Source organism: Albimonas sp., assembly GCF_055129145.1.
Genome location: NZ_JBSRTQ010000016.1, coordinates 13,081 through 33,545, shown reverse-complemented (window position 1 = coordinate 33,545; position 20,465 = coordinate 13,081). Strand labels below are relative to the sequence as shown.

16 protein-coding genes and 1 pseudogene are annotated in these 20,465 nt (G+C 71.1%); 13 read left to right on the top strand and 4 right to left on the bottom strand.

Translation table 11 applies throughout. The annotated features are described in order from the left end of the window. Positions 1 to 258 precede the first annotated feature (258 nt). Positions 259 to 525, top strand: a complete 267-nt coding sequence (locus ACTB72_RS04805; protein ID WP_463035847.1) for a hypothetical protein — start codon at positions 259 to 261, stop codon at positions 523 to 525. A 64-nt stretch (positions 526 to 589) separates the two neighbouring features. On the opposite strand, the gene ACTB72_RS04800 is transcribed toward ACTB72_RS04805, so the two are convergent. Beyond that, positions 590 to 1,729: a hypothetical protein gene (locus tag ACTB72_RS04800; protein WP_463035846.1), complete on the bottom strand. Its 1,140-nt coding sequence runs from the start codon at positions 1,727 to 1,729 to the stop codon at positions 590 to 592. A gap of 43 nt (positions 1,730 to 1,772) precedes the next feature. After that, entirely contained in the window at positions 1,773 to 2,909 is a 1,137-nt protein-coding gene (locus ACTB72_RS04795) for a hypothetical protein (protein WP_463035845.1), read from the bottom strand. Between the two features lie 292 nt (positions 2,910 to 3,201). Between ACTB72_RS04795 and ACTB72_RS04790 the strand changes: the two genes are divergently transcribed. Beyond that, the gene (locus tag ACTB72_RS04790; RefSeq protein WP_463035844.1) at positions 3,202 to 5,157 is read left to right on the top strand and encodes a hypothetical protein; all 1,956 of its coding nucleotides are present in this window, start codon (positions 3,202 to 3,204) and stop codon (positions 5,155 to 5,157) included. Positions 5,158 to 5,228: 71 nt separating this feature from the next. Next, positions 5,229 to 5,995, top strand: a pseudogene (locus tag ACTB72_RS04785) (IS5 family transposase). A gap of 28 nt (positions 5,996 to 6,023) precedes the next feature. Here the strand turns inward: ACTB72_RS04785 and ACTB72_RS04780 are convergent. Next, complete coding sequence (locus ACTB72_RS04780) at positions 6,024 to 7,190, bottom strand: hypothetical protein (protein WP_463035843.1); 1,167 nt, start codon at positions 7,188 to 7,190, stop codon at positions 6,024 to 6,026. A 222-nt stretch (positions 7,191 to 7,412) separates the two neighbouring features. Here ACTB72_RS04780 and ACTB72_RS04775 point away from each other — a divergent pair, with 222 nt between their 5' ends. Both ACTB72_RS04775 and ACTB72_RS04770 read left to right on the top strand, forming a co-directional pair. Continuing rightward, a complete protein-coding gene (locus ACTB72_RS04775) occupies positions 7,413 to 8,525 on the top strand; it encodes a UDP-galactopyranose/dTDP-fucopyranose mutase family protein (RefSeq protein ID WP_463035842.1) in 1,113 nt (370 codons plus the stop codon). A gap of 15 nt (positions 8,526 to 8,540) precedes the next feature. Next, on the top strand, positions 8,541 to 11,129 hold the full coding sequence (locus tag ACTB72_RS04770) for a glycosyltransferase (RefSeq protein ID WP_463035841.1): 2,589 nt from the start codon (positions 8,541 to 8,543) through the stop codon (positions 11,127 to 11,129). A 9-nt stretch (positions 11,130 to 11,138) separates the two neighbouring features. Here the strand turns inward: ACTB72_RS04770 and ACTB72_RS04765 are convergent, their stop codons facing one another. Further along, complete coding sequence (locus ACTB72_RS04765; RefSeq protein WP_463035840.1) at positions 11,139 to 12,002, bottom strand: crotonase/enoyl-CoA hydratase family protein; 864 nt, start codon at positions 12,000 to 12,002, stop codon at positions 11,139 to 11,141. Positions 12,003 to 12,415: 413 nt separating this feature from the next. On the opposite strand from ACTB72_RS04765, the gene ACTB72_RS04760 reads away from it, so the two are divergent. The 8 genes from ACTB72_RS04760 to ACTB72_RS04725 all read left to right on the top strand — a co-directional run bounded on the left by ACTB72_RS04760 (position 12,416) and on the right by ACTB72_RS04725 (position 20,428). Beyond that, the gene (locus ACTB72_RS04760; protein WP_463035839.1) at positions 12,416 to 12,598 is read left to right on the top strand and encodes a (2Fe-2S)-binding protein; all 183 of its coding nucleotides are present in this window, start codon (positions 12,416 to 12,418) and stop codon (positions 12,596 to 12,598) included. Further along, entirely contained in the window at positions 12,595 to 13,080 is a 486-nt protein-coding gene (bfr, locus tag ACTB72_RS04755; RefSeq protein WP_463035838.1) for a bacterioferritin, read from the top strand. Before ACTB72_RS04760 ends, bfr begins: the two co-directional genes overlap by 4 nt. A gap of 202 nt (positions 13,081 to 13,282) precedes the next feature. Continuing rightward, a complete protein-coding gene (locus ACTB72_RS04750; protein WP_463035837.1) occupies positions 13,283 to 15,208 on the top strand; it encodes a leucine-rich repeat domain-containing protein in 1,926 nt (641 codons plus the stop codon). Positions 15,209 to 15,293: 85 nt separating this feature from the next. Further along, positions 15,294 to 16,073, top strand: a complete 780-nt coding sequence (cysQ, locus tag ACTB72_RS04745) for a 3'(2'),5'-bisphosphate nucleotidase CysQ (RefSeq protein ID WP_463035836.1) — start codon at positions 15,294 to 15,296, stop codon at positions 16,071 to 16,073. Positions 16,074 to 16,078: 5 nt separating this feature from the next. Then, positions 16,079 to 16,888, top strand: coding sequence for a 3-deoxy-manno-octulosonate cytidylyltransferase (locus ACTB72_RS04740; RefSeq protein ID WP_463035835.1), 810 nt, complete (start codon positions 16,079 to 16,081; stop codon positions 16,886 to 16,888). Positions 16,889 to 17,137: 249 nt separating this feature from the next. After that, the gene (galU, locus tag ACTB72_RS04735; protein ID WP_463035834.1) at positions 17,138 to 18,031 is read left to right on the top strand and encodes a UTP--glucose-1-phosphate uridylyltransferase GalU; all 894 of its coding nucleotides are present in this window, start codon (positions 17,138 to 17,140) and stop codon (positions 18,029 to 18,031) included. A gap of 31 nt (positions 18,032 to 18,062) precedes the next feature. Further along, positions 18,063 to 19,046, top strand: a complete 984-nt coding sequence (gene galE / locus ACTB72_RS04730) for a UDP-glucose 4-epimerase GalE (protein ID WP_463035833.1) — start codon at positions 18,063 to 18,065, stop codon at positions 19,044 to 19,046. A gap of 140 nt (positions 19,047 to 19,186) precedes the next feature. Then, complete coding sequence (locus tag ACTB72_RS04725) at positions 19,187 to 20,428, top strand: glycosyltransferase (protein ID WP_463035832.1); 1,242 nt, start codon at positions 19,187 to 19,189, stop codon at positions 20,426 to 20,428. Positions 20,429 to 20,465: the final 37 nt, after the last annotated feature.

Here is a 20,465-nt window from a genome sequence, read left to right as displayed (position 1 = left end):
ATCCGTCGCGATCAACCCCAAGGCGATCCCGACATGGCGAGGTTGTGGTCGGATTTGGACCATGATACGTCCGCTGGGGGCTGGATAAGCGTGGCGTCGACGCCTATCTGGGCGGTGAGCCGCGGCGGCGCTCCGGTGAGAATGCGGCGCCCGACGCGGCTCGGGCGAATCGGCCCGATGCGGCCGGCCCGGCCTCGCCGCCTTCGCGCAGCACGCGCCGAAGCGGCAGCTGCGGAACGACGGCGAAGGAATGCGGACATGGCCCAACGCCTCTACCAGTTCGTGATCTGGACCTACGCGGCCGCCTATATCTTCGCGCTCAGCCTCTTCGTCATCGGCGCCTGGGGACTGATGGGGGCGGAGCGTGATCCGCTCGCGGGCGCGTACCTGATCCCGCTCGGCCTGCCCTGGACGCTGCTGTGGGAGAACGGCGAGGGGCCGCACGGGCCATGGCTCGCGCTCACCGCGCCGTTGGGCAACCTGCTGCTGATCGGCGCCGTGCGGCGCACATTCGCCGCAGGCTGAACGGCCGGCGCTCGCCCGCCGCTTCCCCGGCGGCGGCAGACCGGCGGAGCGGGCGCCCTGCCGCTCAGACCAGCGTCAGGCCCGCCACGAAGTCCCGCGCCGCCGCCGGCAGATCGCGCAGGTCGCGCGACTTGCGCAAACGCTCCAGCGCCGCGCGGCCCGCATCCATCTCAGCCACCGGCGCCGCCAGGCCGACCTTGCCGAGATCGGGGAAGAAGCCGCGCCGCCCCGCCCGCTCGCCCAGCCAGGCGTCGATCGGGGCGAAACGCTCCGCCATCAGCACGCGGTTCTGCGGCCCGAACATCTCGATCTCCCGCGCGCCGACATCGGTCAGCTTGTCGCCGACCTTGATCAGATGGTCGCGCAGCAGCCGGGAGCTGGTCTCGTCCAGCTCCGCATTCGCCCGCCGCGCCACTTCCATCAGCGCCGGATGCACCGAGGGATTGGCCGAGCGCACCTCTTCCAGCCCGTCAGGCAGCTCCACCCGCGCGCGGGCCGCGAAATCGGCGATCGAGCCGCCCGCGGCCAGCACGTCGGCGTAGTCGCGCAGGTCGAATTCGGCGTTGGGGAAGGCCGCGAACCAGGGCTCCAGCATCCGGCGATAGTCGAAATGGATGCCCTTCCAGTAGATGTCGAGCCCGCCCGCGCGCAGCGGCGGCAGCGTGTGACCGAATTTCAGGCGCTGGCCGTGCCAGGACACCAGATAGGTGTCGGGCCGGCGCAGGGTGCACAGGATCCGCACCCGTTTCGCGCCGGGCAGCGCGGTGGCGAGTTTCTCCAGCAGCGCCGGGTGATCGGCCCCGAAATTGGCGAAGACCTCCGAGCACAGCACCACGGCGCGCGGCTGCAGCGCCTCGACCTGGGTGCGGATGGCGCGGAACATCTGGGCGCTGTGCGGCAGCTTCGGATGCCAGGGCGGGATCGCCCGGCCCGAGTCGTCATGCATCAGCCGGAAAGCGAAGGCGTTATGCGGCTCGCGTTCGTTCAGACGCAGGGGCGCGCGCAGCTTCTTGGCCCCGATCGCCCCGCGCGGCGCCGGGCGCCCCGATGCGACCGCGGCGGCGAGGTTGGCCGCAAGGCCCTGCGCCTCCACCGAAGGATACAGGATCCCGGCCCGCGCCAGCGCCAGCCAGTTGCGCGCGAGGAACAGCTGCAGCGCCGACGAGCCGACCTTGTGGTGGCCCATGAACAGGATCAGGTCCATGCGCGCGCCTCCTCGCCGGCCGCGTCCGAAGCCGTGCGGCCGGTCATGCCGGCGCGCGCCGCTTCGCGGGGCGCCGGGCCTCGGCCGCGGCGTCCTCGGCCTGGGTCTCGTCGTCCTCGTCGTCGCCGTCCGACAGCACGCCGGCCGCGGTTTCCAGCTCGTCGATCCGCACGCGGGACCGGGCGGCTTCGCGCGCCATTTCGCGCAAGGCGCGGGCGACGGCGGTGCAACGGCGCAGCTCCTCCGCGCTCAGCAGCTTTTCAGGCGCGATCACCTGCGGCTTGTCCACCGCCTCCGCCGCCGCCCGGTCGAAGGCCTTCTGGAAATCATCGCCGCCGAAGAACTCCGCGTCGAGCGCGCGGGCGTCGTCGATGTAGTCGGCCCGCACCTCGGCCAGCAGCGCCCGGTCGAGCCGCAGCTTGTCGCCCCCGCCGGGGGCGGTCCCGCTCAGCTCCTGCAGCGCCCAGGACAGATGGCGCACCGCCTGCGAGGGCAGCTTGCCGCCGCGATGCATCGCCAGCACGAAGGCGAGATCGCGCGCGCCGAGCGAGGTGTTCGCCGCCGCCGTCTTGCCCACCGTCACCGGCGCCCCGTCGAGCGCGAGCTCAAGGAAATCGCGCACCACGTCGCCGCCCGCGAGCCGCGCGCGCACCATCGGCCGCACCGTGTAGCGGTCGCCGAACACGTCGCGCCAGCGTCGCAGCCTGGGGGCGTATTCGAACAGGCCCTTGGCGCGCGAACTGGCATGGAACGCCTTCAGGCTGCCCACCGCATGGCCCAGCTTGGCGCGTTCCTGAAAGCTCGACACCAGCCGCTCGGCATGGGGGCGCACATAGGCGACCACCCGCACATCCGCGGCGTAGTTCGGCAGACGGCGGCGCAGCACCCGCTCCAGCATCTCGGGGTCCGCGTATTCGAACCACTCCCCCGACACGATGGCGAGATCGGCGTCCGACGCATCGAGACGGGCGCCGAGCTTCTTGAACGACGCCGCCCGGCGCGCCTTCAGCCGCGGCTTGAAGAGCGTGGCCGCCAGCGCGCAGTGATGCAGCCGACCCGGCTCGACCGGATAGAGCACGGACCGCTCGGGGCTCTCGAAGGCGCCCGCCTGAAGCACGGTCTGGATCGAGGTGCTGCCGGTCTTGCAGTCGCCCACATGCAGGCAGAGACGTTTGGTCACGGAGCTCCTCGCGCTTCGAGCCGGGACCGGGGGCATGGCCCTGCGGTCCGGTGGGACGGATGCGGGCGACGCGCAGCCTCGTCCACTCGCCACGTGCTAGGCCATTGCGGGCCACGTCTCAACCATGCTCGCACGCGCGCCGCGTCAACAGGCGGGTGGGGGCGACGAGATCTCGCGGGCGGGCGCGGCGAAATCCGGGCGCGGAAGCGGCGAAACCCCGGCTCGGAGATTGGTCCAGGCCGAAACCAGCGCGTTTCGGGGCGACGCGGGCCGGGCGCGGGGCGCGCAGGGCTTGCCGCGTCCCGACGCTTCGGACTACGAGACGCAGGGCGTGCCGAACGTGCGCCGGGACGTTTCGGCGCGGCGCAAGACCCACGAACAGGCGAGACCCATGGATCAGACCTCTTCCGACGCCGTCGCCGCCGATGCGCCTTCCGCCGCCGCGGAGGGGTCGGGAACGGTCGAGATCCTCGTCCAGCGCCTGCTCGCCCCCGAAGCCGGGATCAATTCGCAGCCGCGCCTCTTCCATCGCGGCGTCGGCGGGGCCGGCTGGGATGCGGCGGAGGGCGGCTACTTCATCCGCCCCGACGCCCGCCTGCGCTTCGACAGTTGGTTCAACGCCTTCCCGGCCTCGGGCTACGATCTCGGCCCCGGCGACCGGGTGGTGCTGCGCCTGCGCGGCCGCGGCGCGGGGATGCTGCGGGTCGGCATGACCCGGCTCGACCGCGACGACGAGCTGCTGGTCACGCGGTCCTTCGATCTGCGGGCCGGCGAGCCGCTGGAGATCGAACTGCCGCGCCTGGTCGACCCCGGGCTCGTGCATTTCCGCATCGTCGCCAGGCGCGCCGTGATCCTGCGCGAGGCCGACTGGCTGGTCCGCGCCCCCGCCGCGCGCGTTCGCGACGTGCATGTCGCCGCGGTGATCACCACCTTCCGGCGCGACGCGGAGGTCCAGGCCTCCTGCGCCCGGCTCGACGCCTACATGAAGGCCAATCCGGACGTGGCCGAGCGGTTTTCGCTGACGGTCGTGGACAATGGCGGCGCGACGGACGCCGTGCCCTTCGACGGCGCGCGGGTCATCAAGAACCGCAATCTCGGCGGGGCCGGGGGGTTCACCCGGGGGTTGCTGGAGGCGAAGGACGGCGGGCGCGCCACCCATGTCCTCTTCATGGACGACGACGCCGAGTTCTTCGCCGAGAACCTGCGCCGCACCATCGCCGCCCTGCGCCTCGCCCGCGACCCGCGCGCGGCGATCGCGGGCGCGATGATCCCGGCCAAGGAACGCTGGAAGATCTGGGAGAACACGGCGCTTTTCGACAAGCTCTGCGTTCCGCTGCAGAAGGACGTGAACCTGCGCCGGTTCGAGCAGGTGGTCGGCACGACCCGGCCGCTGGGTCAGCTCGAGAACCGCTATGCCGGTTGGTGGTATTTCTGCTTTCCGCTCGCCCAGGTCGAAAAGCTGCCCTTCCCGTTCTTCGTGCGCGGCGACGACGTGTTCTTCAGCCTCGCCAATGACTTCGACATCCGCACCCTGACCGGCGTCGCCTCGCACCAGGACGATTTCGTCTCCAAGCGCAGCCCGCTGACCGCCTATCTCGACAGCCGCTACCACGTCATGCAGATGCTGCTGCACAAGTCGCTCCCCGACGATGACAAGACCCTGCGCAACCAGCTGTGGTTCCTGTTCCGGCAGTGGAACGAGAGCTACCATTACGGCTCGGCCGCCGCAGTGATCCAGGCGATCGAGGACGTGACCCGCGGGCCCGAATTCTGGGACGAGGACCCCGAGATGGTCGCCAAGCGCGCCCAGATCAAGGCGCTGGCGCCGCTGGAAAGCGACGTGCGCCCGATGCGCTGGCGCCGGGCGCGGGTGACCCCGGTGAGCGAGAAGAAGCACACGTCGGGCATCTGGAAACTCATCCGCAAGCTGACCGATAACGGCCATCGCGCGCCGGATTTCATGTTCCACACAAAGCTCGCCCTGTTCCCGCTGGAGGGCAGGTTCCGCACCAACCAGGTGTTCCTGCGGCGCGAGGCGCTGGTGGTGGATCCGAAATCCGGCCTCGGCTATCGGCTGAAGCGCGACCCGGCGCGGTTCTACGCGAACAACGCGAAATTCGAGACCGCTTTCGCCGCTTTCGTCGCGCGCCTGCCGGCGCTGCGCGAGGCGTTCGGGCGCGAAGATCTGCCGCTGATCGCCGAATCCGCCTGGCGCAAGCGTCTGGGCATGGATGCGCCGCAGGACTAGGGTCTGGCCCCATAAGCGGGATTCCCCTGACGGCGCAGATTTGATTCAACCTCCGAGAGGAGGAGGTTTCGATGCGCCGCCATGAACTGAGCGACCGGGAATGGGCGATCATCCAGCCGCTGCTGCCGCAGAAGTCGCGCGGCGTGCCGCGGGTGGACGACCGTCGGGTGATCAACGGCATCCTGTGGAGGTTCCGCGCCGGAACGCCGTGGCGGGACGTGCCCGAGCGCTACGGCCCGCGCACCACGCTCTGCAACCGCTTCACGCGGTGGCGTGCGGCCGGGGTCTGGGACAGCATTCTGGAAGCGATCTCAGAGGCCTGTGACGGCGACATCGTGATGATCGACAGCTCCTGCGTCCGCGTCCACCAGCACGGGGCCGCGGAAAAAAGGGGGGGTCGGACGACCGCGACCATGGTTGCATGGGACATTCCCGTGGCGGGCTGACGACGAAGATCCACGCCCTGGTCGACGCAGAAGGCCGCCCCATCCGCCTGAAGCTGACGCCAGGCCAGGCGGGCGACGCGCCGGTGGGAACCGAGTTCGTCGCTGATCCGGACCCCGGCGCGACCCTGATCGCCGACCGCGCCTACGACACCAACCCGATCCGCGACGGCGCGAAAGCCCGAGGCGTCTGGGCGAACATCCCGCCCCGCGTGATCCGCAAGGATGCTTTCAGCTTCAGCCCATGGGTCTATCGCCAGCGGAACCTGGTCGAGCGCTTCTTCAACCAGATCAAGCAGTTCCGTGGGCTGGCCACGCGATACGACCGAAGACCCGAAAACTATCTCGCAGCCCTCAAGCTCGCGGCCGTCCGAATCTGGATCGCGTCGATATGAGTCCGCTCCTTAGGCCGGCGCGGGCGGCTCAGAGCTTCCCGGCCTCCGCCAGCCGCTTGCGCCGGCGGACCCGCTTGCGCCAGCCGAGATCGCCCCATGCGGCCTCTTCGCGCACTTCGCCGACCTTGCGGCCGGCCTGGCGCCCGGCTTCGGGGCCGAGCCGCGCAGGACGGGTCCGCACCAGCCCGGCGGCCTTCTGCGCCTCGCCCATCCGGCCCAGCATCTCCAGCACGATCCGGCGCAGGGCCCGACCGGTCTCGGGGTCGAGCCGGTCGGTCGCGGTCTCGGGCCAGGCCGACACGTCATCGGAAAAGCGCAGCGGCGCGCCGTCGGGCCCGCGCCATTCGGCGAGCCGGGCGTTGGCGGGCTCGCAACGGGCGAGCAAGGCCGCCGCCTCCGCGCGCGCGGGCGCGAGCGGCGGGCTGTCCTGAGGCGCCGCAGCGGCGATCTGGCGACGTTCGCGCGCGCCCAGCCCCGCCTCGCGCGCCTCGAGCGTCATCAGCGCTTTTGCGGAACAGATCCCGCGACGCGGGCGCAGCGGCGGCTCGGGGCCGAAAGCCTCCGCAGGCGTTCCGGCGAGCGCGGCCAGCACGGCGCCGAGCCGCGGCGCTTTCGCCGGCTCGGGCGCATCGCGCGGATCGATCATCGCCTGCACCGCATCCGCCCCGAAAGCGTCGCGCCACATGGCAAGCCGGGCGGCATGGTCGAGCCGGGCGGCGATCTCGGGTCGCCAGCTCGGCAGCGCCCGCGGCTCGGTCCCCCAGGCCCGCGCCGCCGGGGTCAGCGCGCGCGGGGCCGAGGCCGGCCCCCGCTGCGCCACCAGCATCCGGTCCTGGCGCGGCAGGCAGGCGACGATGTCCACCCGGTCATGGACCTCGCGCAGTCCCTTGGCGAACGCGGCGATCACCGCCGGATCGTCCAGCCACCACAACCGCTCGCTCGACCCGATGTTCATCTCGGCCCGCGGCGCGCAGAGCGCCAGCGCCCGGCGCAGGCCGAGCCGCGCGCGGAACCCCGCGCCCTGCCCTTCCAGAGCCACCATCGCGTCGAGATTGGGCCGTCCGCCCACCAGATCGGAGGCGTCGAGCCAGGCGACGCCGGCCCGTTCCAGCGCCTCCGCCCTTCGCGCGATGCGGAGCTGGAGGGGCGCGGCCCCGGCGGCGGGCGCGCCGATATGCAAGATGAGACGGGTCATGAACCGGCGTTCCCCTGAGCGTCGCGGACGGATCCGCGGGCGAGGTCCGAGTGACATGGCCCGCCCGACGCTGTCAATCTCACGGCCTGGCCCGGCGCGCCGCGCTCGCGCGCCTGCGACCTGGCCCCTCGGTTGCCGCCCGCCGGCGCCGCTGCTAGGGTTCGCGCGCCTGTCCAGGGGGCGGGGATCGGCATATCGCACGGGCGGCGGGAACGGGGATCCATGGGACGCATCTGTCTGGTCGGCGCAGGTTTCTCGGGCGCCGTGATCGCGCGGCAGCTGGCCGAGGCGGGGCTGCCCTGCCTGGTCATCGACGAGCGCGACCACCCCGCCGGCAACTGCCATACCGAGCGCGACCCCCAGACCGGCGTGCTGGTCCACCGCTACGGCCCCCACATTTTCCACACCGGCGACGAACGGGTCTGGGATTATGTGAACCGCTTCGGCGAATTCATGCCCTTCGTGAACCGGGTGAAGACCACGGTGGGGGGCGCCGTCTACCTGCTGCCCGTCAACCTGCACACCATCAACCAGTTCTTTGGGAAGACCTTCTCGCCGGCCGAGGCGAAGGCGTTCATCGAGTCCCGCGCCTCGATGGAGATCGAAGACCCCCAGAGCTTCGAAGAACAGGCCCTGCGTTTCGTCGGGCCCGAGCTTTATAAGGCGTTCTTCCACGGTTACACGCTCAAGCAATGGGGGATGGAGCCGACGCATCTGCCGGCCTCGATCCTCAAGCGCCTGCCGCTGCGCTTCAACTATGACGACAACTACTTCAACCATCCCCATCAGGGCATGCCCCGCCACGGCTACACCCCGATTGTCGAGGCGATCCTCGACCATCCGCTGATCGAAACCCGGCTGGGCGCCCGGTGGGAGGACCAGTCCGAGGCCTTCGACCACGTGTTCTACTCCGGCCCGCTGGACCGCTGGTTCGGCTACGATCTAGGCCGGCTCGGCTACCGGACCCTGGATTTCGAGGCGGAGCGCGCGACCGGCGACTACCAGGGCTGCGCGGTGATGAATTACGGCGACCCCGACGTGCCGTTCACCCGGATCTCGGAGCACAAGCACTTCGCCCCATGGGAGAGCCACGAAGACACCATCGTGTTCCGCGAATATTCGCGCCTCTGCGGGCCCGAGGACATCCCCTATTACCCGATCCGCCTGCTCGACGAGAAGAAGCTGCTGACCCAATACGAGGAGCGCGCCGCGGCGCTCGACGGCGTCACGTTCGTGGGCCGGCTCGGCACCTATCAATACCTCGACATGGACGTGACCATCGGCCGGGCGCTCGACGCGGCGCAAGCGTTTCTGGAGCGGCGGCGCGCCGCCTGAGCGGCGCCGCGCGCGATGGAGCCGCTGCACACCCTGCGCGACGTGCTCGACCCCGCCGGTCCGGGGCCGGACGCGCTGTGGCTGAAGGGGCGCGCCGGGGCGTTCCCGCTGGAGCTTGCGCCCGGCGAGGCCGTGTCGACCGACACCTGGTTCAACGCCTTTCCGCTCGCCTGGTGGCGCGCCCATGCCGTCCCCGATCCGCTGGTCTTCGCGTGGCGGGGGGCGGGGCCGCTGAGCGTCTCGATCTTTTCGGCGCCCCCGCTTGGCGGCCCGCCCGCGCTGATCGCTCAGGCCGAGGGCGAGGGAGACGGCCGTCTCACCCTGCCTGAACCCGCCGAACCCGGGCGCCTTTGGGCCGAGATTTCGGCCCGCGGCCCCGCCCGGCTCGATGGCGCGCGCTGGGCGACGGCCGTTCCGCCGCCCGGCCCCTCCGGGCGCCTGACCGTCGGCCTCTGCGCCTTCGGACGCGAGCCGGCGATGGCCGCGCTGACCGCCGCGCTGGCGGACTGCGCAGAGCCGAGCCTCGCCCGGGTCCTCGTGGTCAACCAGGGCCCCGATTTCGCCGACCCCGCCCTGCGCGAGACGCTGGCGGCGCCTCTCTTCCAGGTGCATTCGCAACCCAATCTCGGCGGCGCCGGCGGCTTCGCCCGCGGCCTTGCCGAAGCGCTGGCGGCCGAGCCCGGGCCGGGTCATCACCTGATGATGGACGACGACATACTTCTTGATGCGCGGATGATCCCGCGGCTGGCGCAGACGCTTGCGCGGCTGAAAAACCCGGCTTCGGTAGGCGGCGCGATGCTCGACGCACGCAGGCCGGGGCGAATGCACGAGGCGGGGGCGGTGATCGGCCGCTTCGGGGTGGTGCGCCCGGTGGGCCATGACGCGGATCTGGCCGAGGCGCCGGCCGCGCTGCTCTCCGGCGCCGCCCCGGTGGATTTCAACGGCTGGTGGTTCTTCGCCATCCCGCGCGACGCCGCGCGCCGCGCCGGTCCCCCGGTTCCGGTGTTCCTGCGCGGCGACGACGCCGATTATGCGCGTCGCCTCGCCGCCGCCGGCGCGCCGACCTGCACGCCTCCGGGCCTCGGCGTCTGGCATGAACCGTTCTACGCCAAGGCCACCAGCTGGCAGCATTATTACGACCTGCGCAACCGCCTCGGCTGGTGCGCGGCGCATGGCGGGGCGGGGGGGATGCCAGGGCCGCTGGATCTGGCCGAGCGCCTGCTGACCCCTGCGCTGTCGGGCGACCCCGCCTGCGCCGCCTGGCGGATGGCGGCGCTGCGCGATTTCCTGGAGGGGCCGACGATCCTGGCCCGCCCCGCCGACGCGGTGCATGAGGCGGTGCTGGCGGAGGGCGCGGGGTTTGCGCCCGAGGTCGTCGGAACGCCCCCTCCCCTCCCCCGCCTCGCGCCGCCGCGCCCCGCGACCACCGCCGCCCATGCCGCCGGTTTCGCCCGGGCGTTGGGGGCGGCGCTGGTCGGGCTGGCCCGCGCGCCCTCGCCCGCCCCCTTCGCGGTCATCGCGGAGCGTTCGGCCGCCCCCGGCGCGGTGCAGATGCTGGCCCATATCCGCGCCGGGCGCGAGGACGCCTGGTTCCGTCTGCATCGCCCCCGCTCCGGGCTCGCCCTGCGCCAGAGCGGGCGGGCGCTGGCGCTGGTCGCCCGCTACGCCCTTCAACGCGCCGCGGCGGGGCGCGCCTGGGCCGAGGGTCTCGACGCCGCACGAACGCCCGAAGCCTGGGCCGCACGCTTCGCCGCGCCCCGCCCGGGCGCCCCCCGCGCGCTGGTCATTCTGCGGATCGGGGCGGAGCACCGCGTCTCCGGCTGGGCCAAGACGCCCCGGGCCGCGCGGGACTGGGATCTGGTGCTCGCGCCCTATCAGGATCTTCCCGACCTCGCCGAGTTCGAGCCGGACGCGGTGTTCCCGGAGCCCGGCGGCAAATGGGACGCCCTGCACCGGGTGCTGAGCGCGAACCCCGGGCTGATTGACCGCGCCCCCCTGATCTGGCTGCCCGACGACGACATCGAGGCCGATGAGACGACCGTCTCACGCCTGTTCCGGCTGGCGGGCGAAGCCGGCCTCGCCCTCTGCCAACCCGCGCTGACGCCCGACAGCCAGATCTCGCATTTCATCACGGTGCGGAACCCGCTGACCCGCATTCGCCGCACCGATTTCGTCGAGCTGATGGCTCCGCTGATGAGCCCCGCCGTCCTGCGCGCCGCCCTGCCCGAGATGGCGGGACGCCCGGCCGCCAAGGGGCTCGATTTCGTCTGGCAGGATTTCGCGATGCCGGGCGCGGTGGGGATCGTGGACGCGGCCCCGGTCGCCCATCGTCGACCCATCGGCAAGCACCTCGCGGGGCGAGCGAAGGCGGCCGGGCTCGACATCGACGCCGAGCGGGAGGTCTGGATCGAGGCGCGATTGGGAAAATGGCGCCGCCCGCTCGCCACCGGGCCGGGAGGGCGCGTCGGCGCCTTCGTCACCGCTCTGGCGGGGCTGGCGCTCAGCCCTGGCGCCTGGCGTCGCCGCCACGCGCTGCGCATCGCGAAACATCTGCGCGCGCAGCTGTTGGAGCCCTCGGCCCGGCGAAAAACCCCGCCGGGCTGAGGGCGGCGCTCACTTGAACGCGGGCTCCGAGGTCCAGTCGAAGAAGGCCGGCATGTCGGTCGGCGGGACCTTGGAATAGACCGGCGCGCGCTTCTCGCCGAACGAGGTCACGCCCTCCTTCCCGTCCTCCATCGACATCTGGAAGATCGCGCGGCTGTCGAGCTGGTGCGCCTCCATCGGGTGCGAAGCCCCCGCCATCCGCCACAGGAGCTGCCGGTTGACCGCGACCGAGACCGGCGAGACCCCATCGATATAGCGCCGGGCGGTGGCCCGCGCAGTCGCCATCAGCTCCTCGGGCTCCACCACCTTGGTGGCGTATCCGCCGCGCAGAAGCGCCTCGGCGGACAGAATTTCGCCCGACATCGCCCAGTCGAGCGCGGTGGACATGCCCACGAGGCGGGGCAGGAACCAGGACGAGCAGGCCTCCATGCACACCCCGATCTTGGCGAAGACGAAGCCGATGCGGGCCTTCGACGACACGATCCGCGCGTCCATCGCCAGCGGCATGGTGGCGCCGATGCCCACGCCGACGCCGTTGATCGCGGCGATCACCGGCTTGGTCATGCGGAAGATGCGCAGCGTGATGGTGCCGCCGGTGTCGCGGATCTTCGCCGCCTCCGGCCCCGTCGGGTCGACGCTCTCGTCCAGCCCGAAGACGTTGCCGCCCGTGGAAAGATCCATGCCGGCGCAGAAGGCCCGGCCCTCGCCGGTGAAGATCACGGCGCGGACCTCCGGGTCCGCGTCGGCGCGGTCCAGCGTGGCGAGGATCTCGGCCGCCATCTCCACCGTGAAGGCGTTCAGCCGGTCGGGCCGGTCGAGGGTGACGGTGGCGATGGCGTCTTCGACGTCGTAGCGCAGGGTCGTGTAGGTCATGCGTTTCTCTCCCGGGCGGCCGCATCCGGGGCCGCGTCGGGGGCGGAGCCTAGGGCGCCGGGCGGGCCGAGGCGAGGGGGCGGCGCGCGCGCCTCTGGCCGTTCCCGGTCGCGGCCTGAGGTCGCGCGCAAGACGACGGCGCTCCACGGCCCGCGCCGTCCCTTGCGGCGCGAACCGTCGCCTCGCATCGGCGGCATGCCGTTTCGACCGAGCGTCCGCAGGGTGCGACGCTATTCCGAGGAATTCAGTCGGTTTTCACTTGGCGAATGTCGGGACCCACGCCATGTTGAAGGAATGCTCGTTCCAGTCGCCCGGAACGGGACTCTTCGCTCGACGGAACGGGAAACCGCCCTATGATCGTGTGTCACTGCGCCCGGATACGCTCCTCGGACATCCAGGCGGCCGTCGCCTGGATGCGCGCGGCCGACCCGCATGGCCTGATCACGCCGGGCAAGGTTTACCGCGCGCTGGGCAAGCGCCCCGAATGCGGCGGATGCGCCGCCTTGTTCGTGGGGGTCCTGCGCGCCGACGAAAACACCGGGGTGCCGCCCGTGCTTCGCGGGCTTCGCAAACCCGAGAAACGGAGACGGACATGAAGGGCGACCCCAAGGTCATCGACTACCTCAACAAGGGCTTGCGCAGCGAGCTCACCGCGGTCAGCCAGTACTGGCTCCATTTCCGGCTTCAGGCCGACTGGGGCGTGGGCAAGCTCGCCGCCAAGTCCCGCGCCGAGTCGATCGAGGAAATGCACCACGCCGACAAGTTCATCGACCGGATCCTGTTCCTGGGCGGCCATCCCAACCTGCAAGTCCTTGATCCGCTTCGCATCGGCGAGACGGTGAAGGAGACGCTGGAATGCGATCTGGCCGCCGAGCACGAGGCCCGCGCGCTCTATGCCGAAGCCCGCAGCTATTGCGAGAGCGTCGGCGATTTCGTGTCGAAGAACCTGTTCGAGACGCTGATGGCGGACGAGGAAGGTCATATCGACTACCTCGAAACCCAGCTCGACCTGCTGGGCCGGATCGGCGCGGAGAAGTACGAGCAGCTCAACGCCGAGAGCGCCGACCAGGTCGACTGACCCGTTTGGAATGCCAGGAGACCGGGCCCGGGGCGGAGACGCTCCGGGCCTTTTTCGTGCGGATTCGAGGGGGGTGACATGCGTGCACCGGGCGTGCGCCGGGCGTATGCCAGGTGAAAGAGTCAGGCATTGGCGCGCTTGACCGGGGGGCGGGCGCGGGTTCCTGTCGTCAGGATTGGTTCAGGGCGACGGGGGCGGCGCGGTGCTGGAGATCGAATACGGGCGGAAGGCGTGGGAGAGGAATCCCAACGCCGCCTATGCGGAGGCGCTGCGCCGCATCCGCCTGACCCGCGACGCGACGGACCGACAGGACCGCGAGACGATCTGGTTCAGCGACCTCGGCGCGCTGAAGGCGATCCCGCCGGGACTGGGGGAGATCGAGGGCCTGGTCGGGGTCGAGGTGGGAGCCGCCACAACGCCGGACGGCAAACACCACACCCCACGCCAGACCATCGCCTCGCTGGCGCCGCTGGCGGAGGCGACCGGTCTTCGCCGGCTCAACCTTCGCAAAACCGGCGCCAAGGATCTTTCGCCGCTGGCGCGCCTGACCAAGCTGCTCGACCTGAATCTTGGAGTTAACGAAGCGCTGTCAGACATCGCGCCCCTCGCCGCATGCGTCGGGCTGCAGAGCCTCCACCTCAGCGGCACGCAGGTCGCGGACATCGCACCCCTCGCCGCATGCGTCGGGCTGCAGAGGCTCGTCCTCAGCGACACGCAGGTCGCGGACATCGCACCTCTCGCCGCATGCGTTGGACTGCAGAGCCTCGACCTCTGGGGCACGCAGGTCGTGGACATCGCGCCCCTCGCGGCATGTGGCGCGCTGCAGGTCCTCCTACTCAATGAAACGAAGGTCTTGAACCTCGCGCCCCTCGCTACATGCGTCAGGCTGCAGTCGCTCTCCCTCAGCGACACGCAGGCCGCGGACATCGCGCCCCTCGCCGCATGCGTCGGACTGCAGAGCCTCAACCTCTTCAACACGCAGGTCGCGGACATCGCGCCCCTCGCCGCATGCGTCGGGCTGCAGAGCCTCTACCTCGGCTGCACGCAGGTCGCGGACATTGCTCCGCTTTTGAGGATCAGCCACTTTGCAGGCGGGACGGCCAAGGCGCTAGGCATCGAAGGAACCCCGGCGGCGGAGGGCGATCCGGAGCTGGGCCTGATCTCGCAGAAATCGCCTGAGGTTCAGGCGCGGGAGGTGATCGAGTGGTTGCGGGGGCGGGCGGAGGAGCGTGGGGAAGACGCGGACTCGGAGATTGAGAAACGCTTCGCCGAAGCGAGCCGGGTCGATCTTCGCCTGCGAGAAGGCGTGGATGGCAGGCGGCTCATCGCCGTCGACCGGCTCGGTCCCGGTGGGGCGGGCCAAGTCGACCCACAGGCGCAGGCGCAGCGGCTTGACGGGCTGCGGGTCAGCGTCGACGACCTGCTTGAGGATGCGGCGGACGCCGCGGCTTCGGGGCAGGTGCCGGACGAGTTCCTCAAGGCCCTGCGCCGCTACCGAGCGCGGCTCGACCATGCGCCGGTGAACCTGTTCGAGCTGGAGCCGCCGATCCGTCGGCTCGACAGCGCGCTGCGCTCCTCCGACCGGGGGGAGTTCGACCAGATGATGCGGCCGGGATTCATCGGCGGGCTGGAAGCGCTGGTCACGCATCATGACGACGTGAAACCCTACTTCGAGCCGCCCGGAGAGCTGGAGCGTCGCCGCGACGCCGCCCTGCCCCCGGTCCGCGCCGACGCAGACCTCGAAGCGCTGCGCGAGACGGTGGAGGACCTGCGCGAGAAGATGCGCGCGCTGGAAGACGCGAAGATCGCCGACGGATCGCTCGCCGATGTCGCCGATGCGGCGATTGAGGAGATCGACGCGGAGAAGGAGCGTCCCGGCGAGGCCCAGAGCCGGGGGCGCCGCATCATGCGTGGACTCATTGGGATGGCCGCGCGGCTTACCGGTCTCGCCCGCGTCGTTAAGGAAGGCCAGATCGTTTGGAAGGCGGGCAAGGACTTCTTCGAGTCGGAGGAATGGGAGGCCATCCGCGAAGTTCTGCAAAAGGCGCTCGGGAAGTCCGCCGACCTGCTCGCCGATGCGCTCGACCCGCCGGAGGCGTTTGCGGAAGACGACGATCCCGAGCTCTGACGCCCCTGCGTCCCCCCGCCCCTCGACACCGGGCCCGCTCCGCGGCAAACCTCAGGTCGTGTGCGGAACGACGAGGGGACCCGATATGGACCGTCAGGCGATCACCGATATCTTCACCAGACTCGCGCTCGAAGCGGGTGAGGCGATCCTGGAGGTCTACGCCTCGCCCGATTTCGACGTGAAATCGAAATCCGACGAAAGCCCCGTCACCGAAGCCGACGAGCGCGCCGACGCGCTGATCTCGGCCGGGCTGCGCAAGGCGTTCCCGGACCTCGCGCTGGTGACCGAGGAGCAGGCGGCGACGCATGGGCAGACCGTGTCCACGTTCCTCATCGTCGATCCGCTCGACGGGACCAAGGAATTCGTGCAGCGCCGCGGCGAGTTCACCGTGAACATCGCGCTGGTCGAGGACGGCGTGCCGACCGCGGGGGTGGTCTATGCGCCGGTGCTCGGCCGGCTGTTCCGGACCCTGCCCGAGGGCGGCGCCGAGGAGATGAAGCCGGACGGGACCGGGCGGACGCCGCTCAAGGTCTCGACCCCCGACAACGCCGCGCTGCGGGTCGTGGCGTCGAAATCGCACCGGGATGCGGCGACGGACGCCTATATCTCGCGCTATCAGGTGGCGGATTTCCTGTCGGCGGGCTCGTCCCTGAAATTCTGCCTGCTGGCGGCGGGGGAGGCGGATCTCTACCCGCGGCTCGGCCGCACGATGGAATGGGACACGGCCGCCGGCGACGCGGTGCTGCGGGCGGCGGGCGGCGAAGTGCATGCGTGGGAGGGGGGGGCGCTGAAATACGGCAAGCCCGGCTTCGGCAACCCGCATTTCATCTGCTTCGCCCCCGGCGTCGAGCTGAAGGACGCGTGAACCCCATGCGCGCCGCCCCCAAAGCCGCCATCGTCATCCCCGCCCGCTACAAGTCCTCGCGTTTCCCCGGCAAGCCGCTGCAGGCGCTGAGGGGGGCGGACGGGGTCTCCAAATCCCTGATCCAGCGGGCCTGGGAGGCCGGGATGGCGGCGCAGGGGTTTTCGGAGGTGGTGGTGGCCACCGATGACGACCGCATCCGCGAGGCGGCGGAGGGGTTCGGCGCGACGGTGGTGATGACGCCGGAGAGCTGCCGGAACGGAACGGAGCGCTGCGCCGCCGCCCTGCCCCGGCTGACCACCGACCCCGATGTGGTGGTGAACCTGCAGGGCGACGCGCCTCTGACCCCGCCCTGGTTCCTCGAGGCGCTGCGCGACGCCATGGTCGACCCCGCCTTCGACGTGGCGACCCCGGTGCTGCGCTGCGACGTGGAGGCCCATGCCGCCTTCATGGAGGACCGCGCCGCAGGGCGGGTCGGGGGGACCACGGCGGTGTTCGACCGCACGGGCCGCGCGCTTTATTTCTCCAAGGAGGTGATCCCCTATACGGGCCGGACCTTCGCGGAGACGGAAACGTGCCCGGTGTTCCACCATGTCGGGGTCTACGCCTACCGGCCAAGCGCGCTCGCCGCCTATGCCGGCTGGCCCGAGGGCGGGCTGGAGAAATGGGAGGGGCTCGAGCAGCTGCGCTTCCTCGAAAACGGCGTGGCGCTGAAATGCGTCGAGGTCGACGCGCGCGGCCGGGTGTTCTGGGAGGTCAACAACCCCCAGGATGTGGTCCGGGTCGAATCCGCCATGGAACGCGCCGGCATCGTGTGAGATGATCGTATCCGTTTCGGCGACGACCGCCCGCGAGGGAGGGGTGGACGAAACGTCCTGGCGGGCGCGGCGACGCATCGCGCCCGGAAAGGCTGGTTCCGGCACGGATAGTCACGGATCGGTCATGCGCGCCCGTCAATAACGACAGGCGCGCCGCGGCGCTCTTCGAGGAGCGATCGCGAGGGACCTGGCGCAACACCAAGCCACGCCCCGAGGCGCGCTTTTCGCGCCGGGGCCGAAGAGGATAGAATGGGCAACAAAGTCACCAAGGCGATCTTCCCGGTCGCGGGGCTGGGCACCCGGTTCCTGCCCGCCACCAAGGCGATCCCCAAGGAGGTGCTGCCGCTGGTCGACCGCCCGCTGATCCAGTACGCGATCGACGAGGCCCGCGCCGCCGGCATCAAGGAATTCATCTTCGTCACCTCCCGCGGGAAATCGGCGCTGGAGGACTATTTCGACCTCGCCCCCGAGCTGGAGCGGGCGCTGGAGGAGAAGGGCAAGACCGACCTGCTGGCCGAAGTGCGCAAGGCCAACATGGACTCGGGCGCCATCGCCTATGTGCGCCAGACCGAGGCGCTCGGTCTCGGCCACGCCGTGTGGTGCGCCCGCCGCCTGATCGGCGACGACGAGCCGGTGGCGGTGCTGCTGGCCGACGACGTGATCTCGTCCGAAGTGCCCTGCCTCGAGCAGATGATGGACGCCTACGAAGAGACCGGCGGCGCCATGGTCGCCACGATGGAAGTGCCGCTGGCCGACGTCTCGTCCTATGGCGTGCTCGACGTGGGCGAGGACATGGGCCGGCTGGTCAAGGCCAAGGGCATGGTCGAGAAGCCGAAGACCACGCCGCCCTCGAACCTCGCGGTGATCGGGCGCTACATCCTGCCGCCGTCGGTGTTCACCACGCTCAACGACGGCCAGAAGGGCGCGGGCGGAGAGATCCAGCTGACCGACGCCATCGCCCGCGAGATCAAGGAAGGCCGCGACGTCTACGGCTACCGCTTCCAGGGGCGGCGCTTCGACTGCGGCTCCAAATCCGGGTTCCTGAAGGCGACGGTGGCCTTCGGTCTGGCGCGGCCCGATCTGGGCCACGAATTCGCCGACTACCTCCGCGACACCGTGGCGGTGATGCGGGCGGCCGAGTAACTTCAACTTTCACGTGCGATAGACGGGACTCATGGCGAGAATTCTGGTCACCGGCGGCGCCGGTTACATTGGCGCGCATGGCTGCAAGGCCCTGCGCGCCGCGGGTCACGAGCCCGTCGTGTTCGACAATTTCCGGACCGGCTGGCGGCAGGCGGTGAAGTTCGGGGAGGTGATCGAGGGCGATCTGCTCGACCTCGACGGGCTGCGCGCCGCCTTCGCGCAGGCGAAGCCCGAGGCGGTGATGCATTTCGCGGCGCTGTCCAATGTCGGCGAATCGATGGCGGACCCCGAGCTCTACTGGCGCAACAATGTCGGCGGGTCGCTGAACCTGCTGACCGCGATGCGCGACGCGGGCGTGGGGTCCATCGTGTTCTCCTCGACCGCCGCCACTTATGGCGAACCCGACGAGGACCCGATCACCGAGACCGCGCGCCAGGCCCCGATCAACCCCTATGGCGCGTCGAAACTGGCGGTGGAGAAGATGCTCGACGATTTCGAGGTCGCGCATGGCATCCGCTCCATCGCCTTCCGCTATTTCAATGTGGCGGGGGCGGATCCGGACCGAGAGGTGGGCGAGCATCACGTGCCCGAGACGCATCTGGTGCCCAATGTGCTGGATTCGGTGGCCGGGGCCCGCGATGCGCTGACCATCAACGGCACGGATTATCCCACGCCGGACGGCACCTGCATCCGCGACTACGTGCATGTCATGGACCTGGTCGACGCCCATGTGCTGGGGACCGAGTGGCTGCTGGCGGGGCGTGAGAGCCTGCGGCTGAACCTCGGCACCGGGACCGGGTTCTCGGTGCGCGAAGTGGTCGACGCGGCCTCCGCCGTGGTCGGCGAGACGGTGCCGATGAACTACGGGCCGCGGCGGGCGGGCGACCCCGCGCGGCTGGTCTGCGACGGGACCCGGGCGCGCGAAGTGCTGGGCTGGCGGCCGGAACGCTCGGTGATGGCGCAGATGATCGGCGACGCCTGGGGATGGCGGCAGACCGGGCGCTACGCCCGCTGAGCCGGGGGGAGCGTCGTGGGAGCGTCGGGGGGGCGTTGACACCGCGCCCCGATCGCCGGAGCGTGAACGGCCCGCCTGTTTTCCCCGAGCCAGCACCGTTGAGCCCCTCCGCATGATTTTCCTCCGATGACGGGCGCGCGATGACGGGCGCCCCGCTTCGCCGTCTGCTGGACCTGACGCGCACGGTGGCGCGGGCCGGCCGGCTGATCCCCGGGGCCATCGACCGGGCGGAACGCGCCTGGGCCGCACGGCTGGCGGGCGAAGACGGGGCGCGGTTCCTGGTCTCGGCCGGGCCGCGTCACGCGCTGCTCGACGGGGCGGGGGCGAGCGCGCTGATCGCGGCGCTGGACGGGGGGGCCGAGCTGCCGCCCGCCGATCTGCGCGGGGCGTTCTCGCCATGGCGGACCGAACGGCAGCGGCGGGCGGACAGCCTGGCTCGGCGGCTGTCGCTCGCGCAGGGCGAGGATCTGGCCGGGCTGCTGGGGACCGAGCGCGGGCCGTTCCTGTATCTGAACGTGGCGCAGGCGCAGCTCGACGCGACGCGGCTGAAGGCGCTGCGGGCGGGCGGCGTCGGGCGGGCGGTGGCGCTATGTCACGACCTGGTGGCGCTGGACCGGCCGGAGCTGGCGCGGCCGAGCGAACCGACCCGGCTGATGTCCTTCCTCGCCGCCGCCGGCATGTGCGACGGACTGCTGCACGCGACGCCCGAGACCGCGGCCATCGCGGCCGGTCATCTGGAATCCCCGCCGCCGTCGCGCATCGCGCCGCTTGGCCTCACCCCCCTGCCCGCCCCCGGCCCCGGCGCGGCGGAGCGGGCGGAGACGCGCGGCGGCTTCGTGATGCTCGGGGCCATCGAGCCGCGGCGCAACCATCTCTCGATGCTGTGGATATGGCAGCGGCTCTGGCAGGAGCTGGGCGAGGGGGCGGCGCCGCGGCTGTTCATCCTCGGGCGACGCGCGTCGGAATCGGAGGCGGTGGTCGACATCCTCGACCGCGCCCCGATGTCCGGACGGCTGGTGTTCGAACGCGGCGAGCTCGGCGACGCCCAGGTGGCGGAGCGGCTGGCCGGGGCCTGCGCCCTGCTCGCGCCCAGCTTCGCGGAAGGCTCGGGCCTCGCGGTGCCCGAAGCGCTGGCGCTCGGCTGCCCGGTGATCGCCGCCGATATCCCCGCGCTGCGCGCCGTCGGCGGGGCGGCGGCCGACTATATCGACCCGCTCGACCTGCCCGAATGGTTCGAGACCCTGCTCGCCTACGCCCATCCGACGCCGGGCGGTCCGGACCCGCGCGCGGCGCAGCTGGGGCGGATCGCGGCATGGTCGCCGCGCGCCTGGTCCACGCATTTCGACGAGGCCGAGGCGCTTTTTTCCGAAATCAAGGCTTGAAGCCGAGAATGCCGTGATTCCGTCACGCGCGTATCAC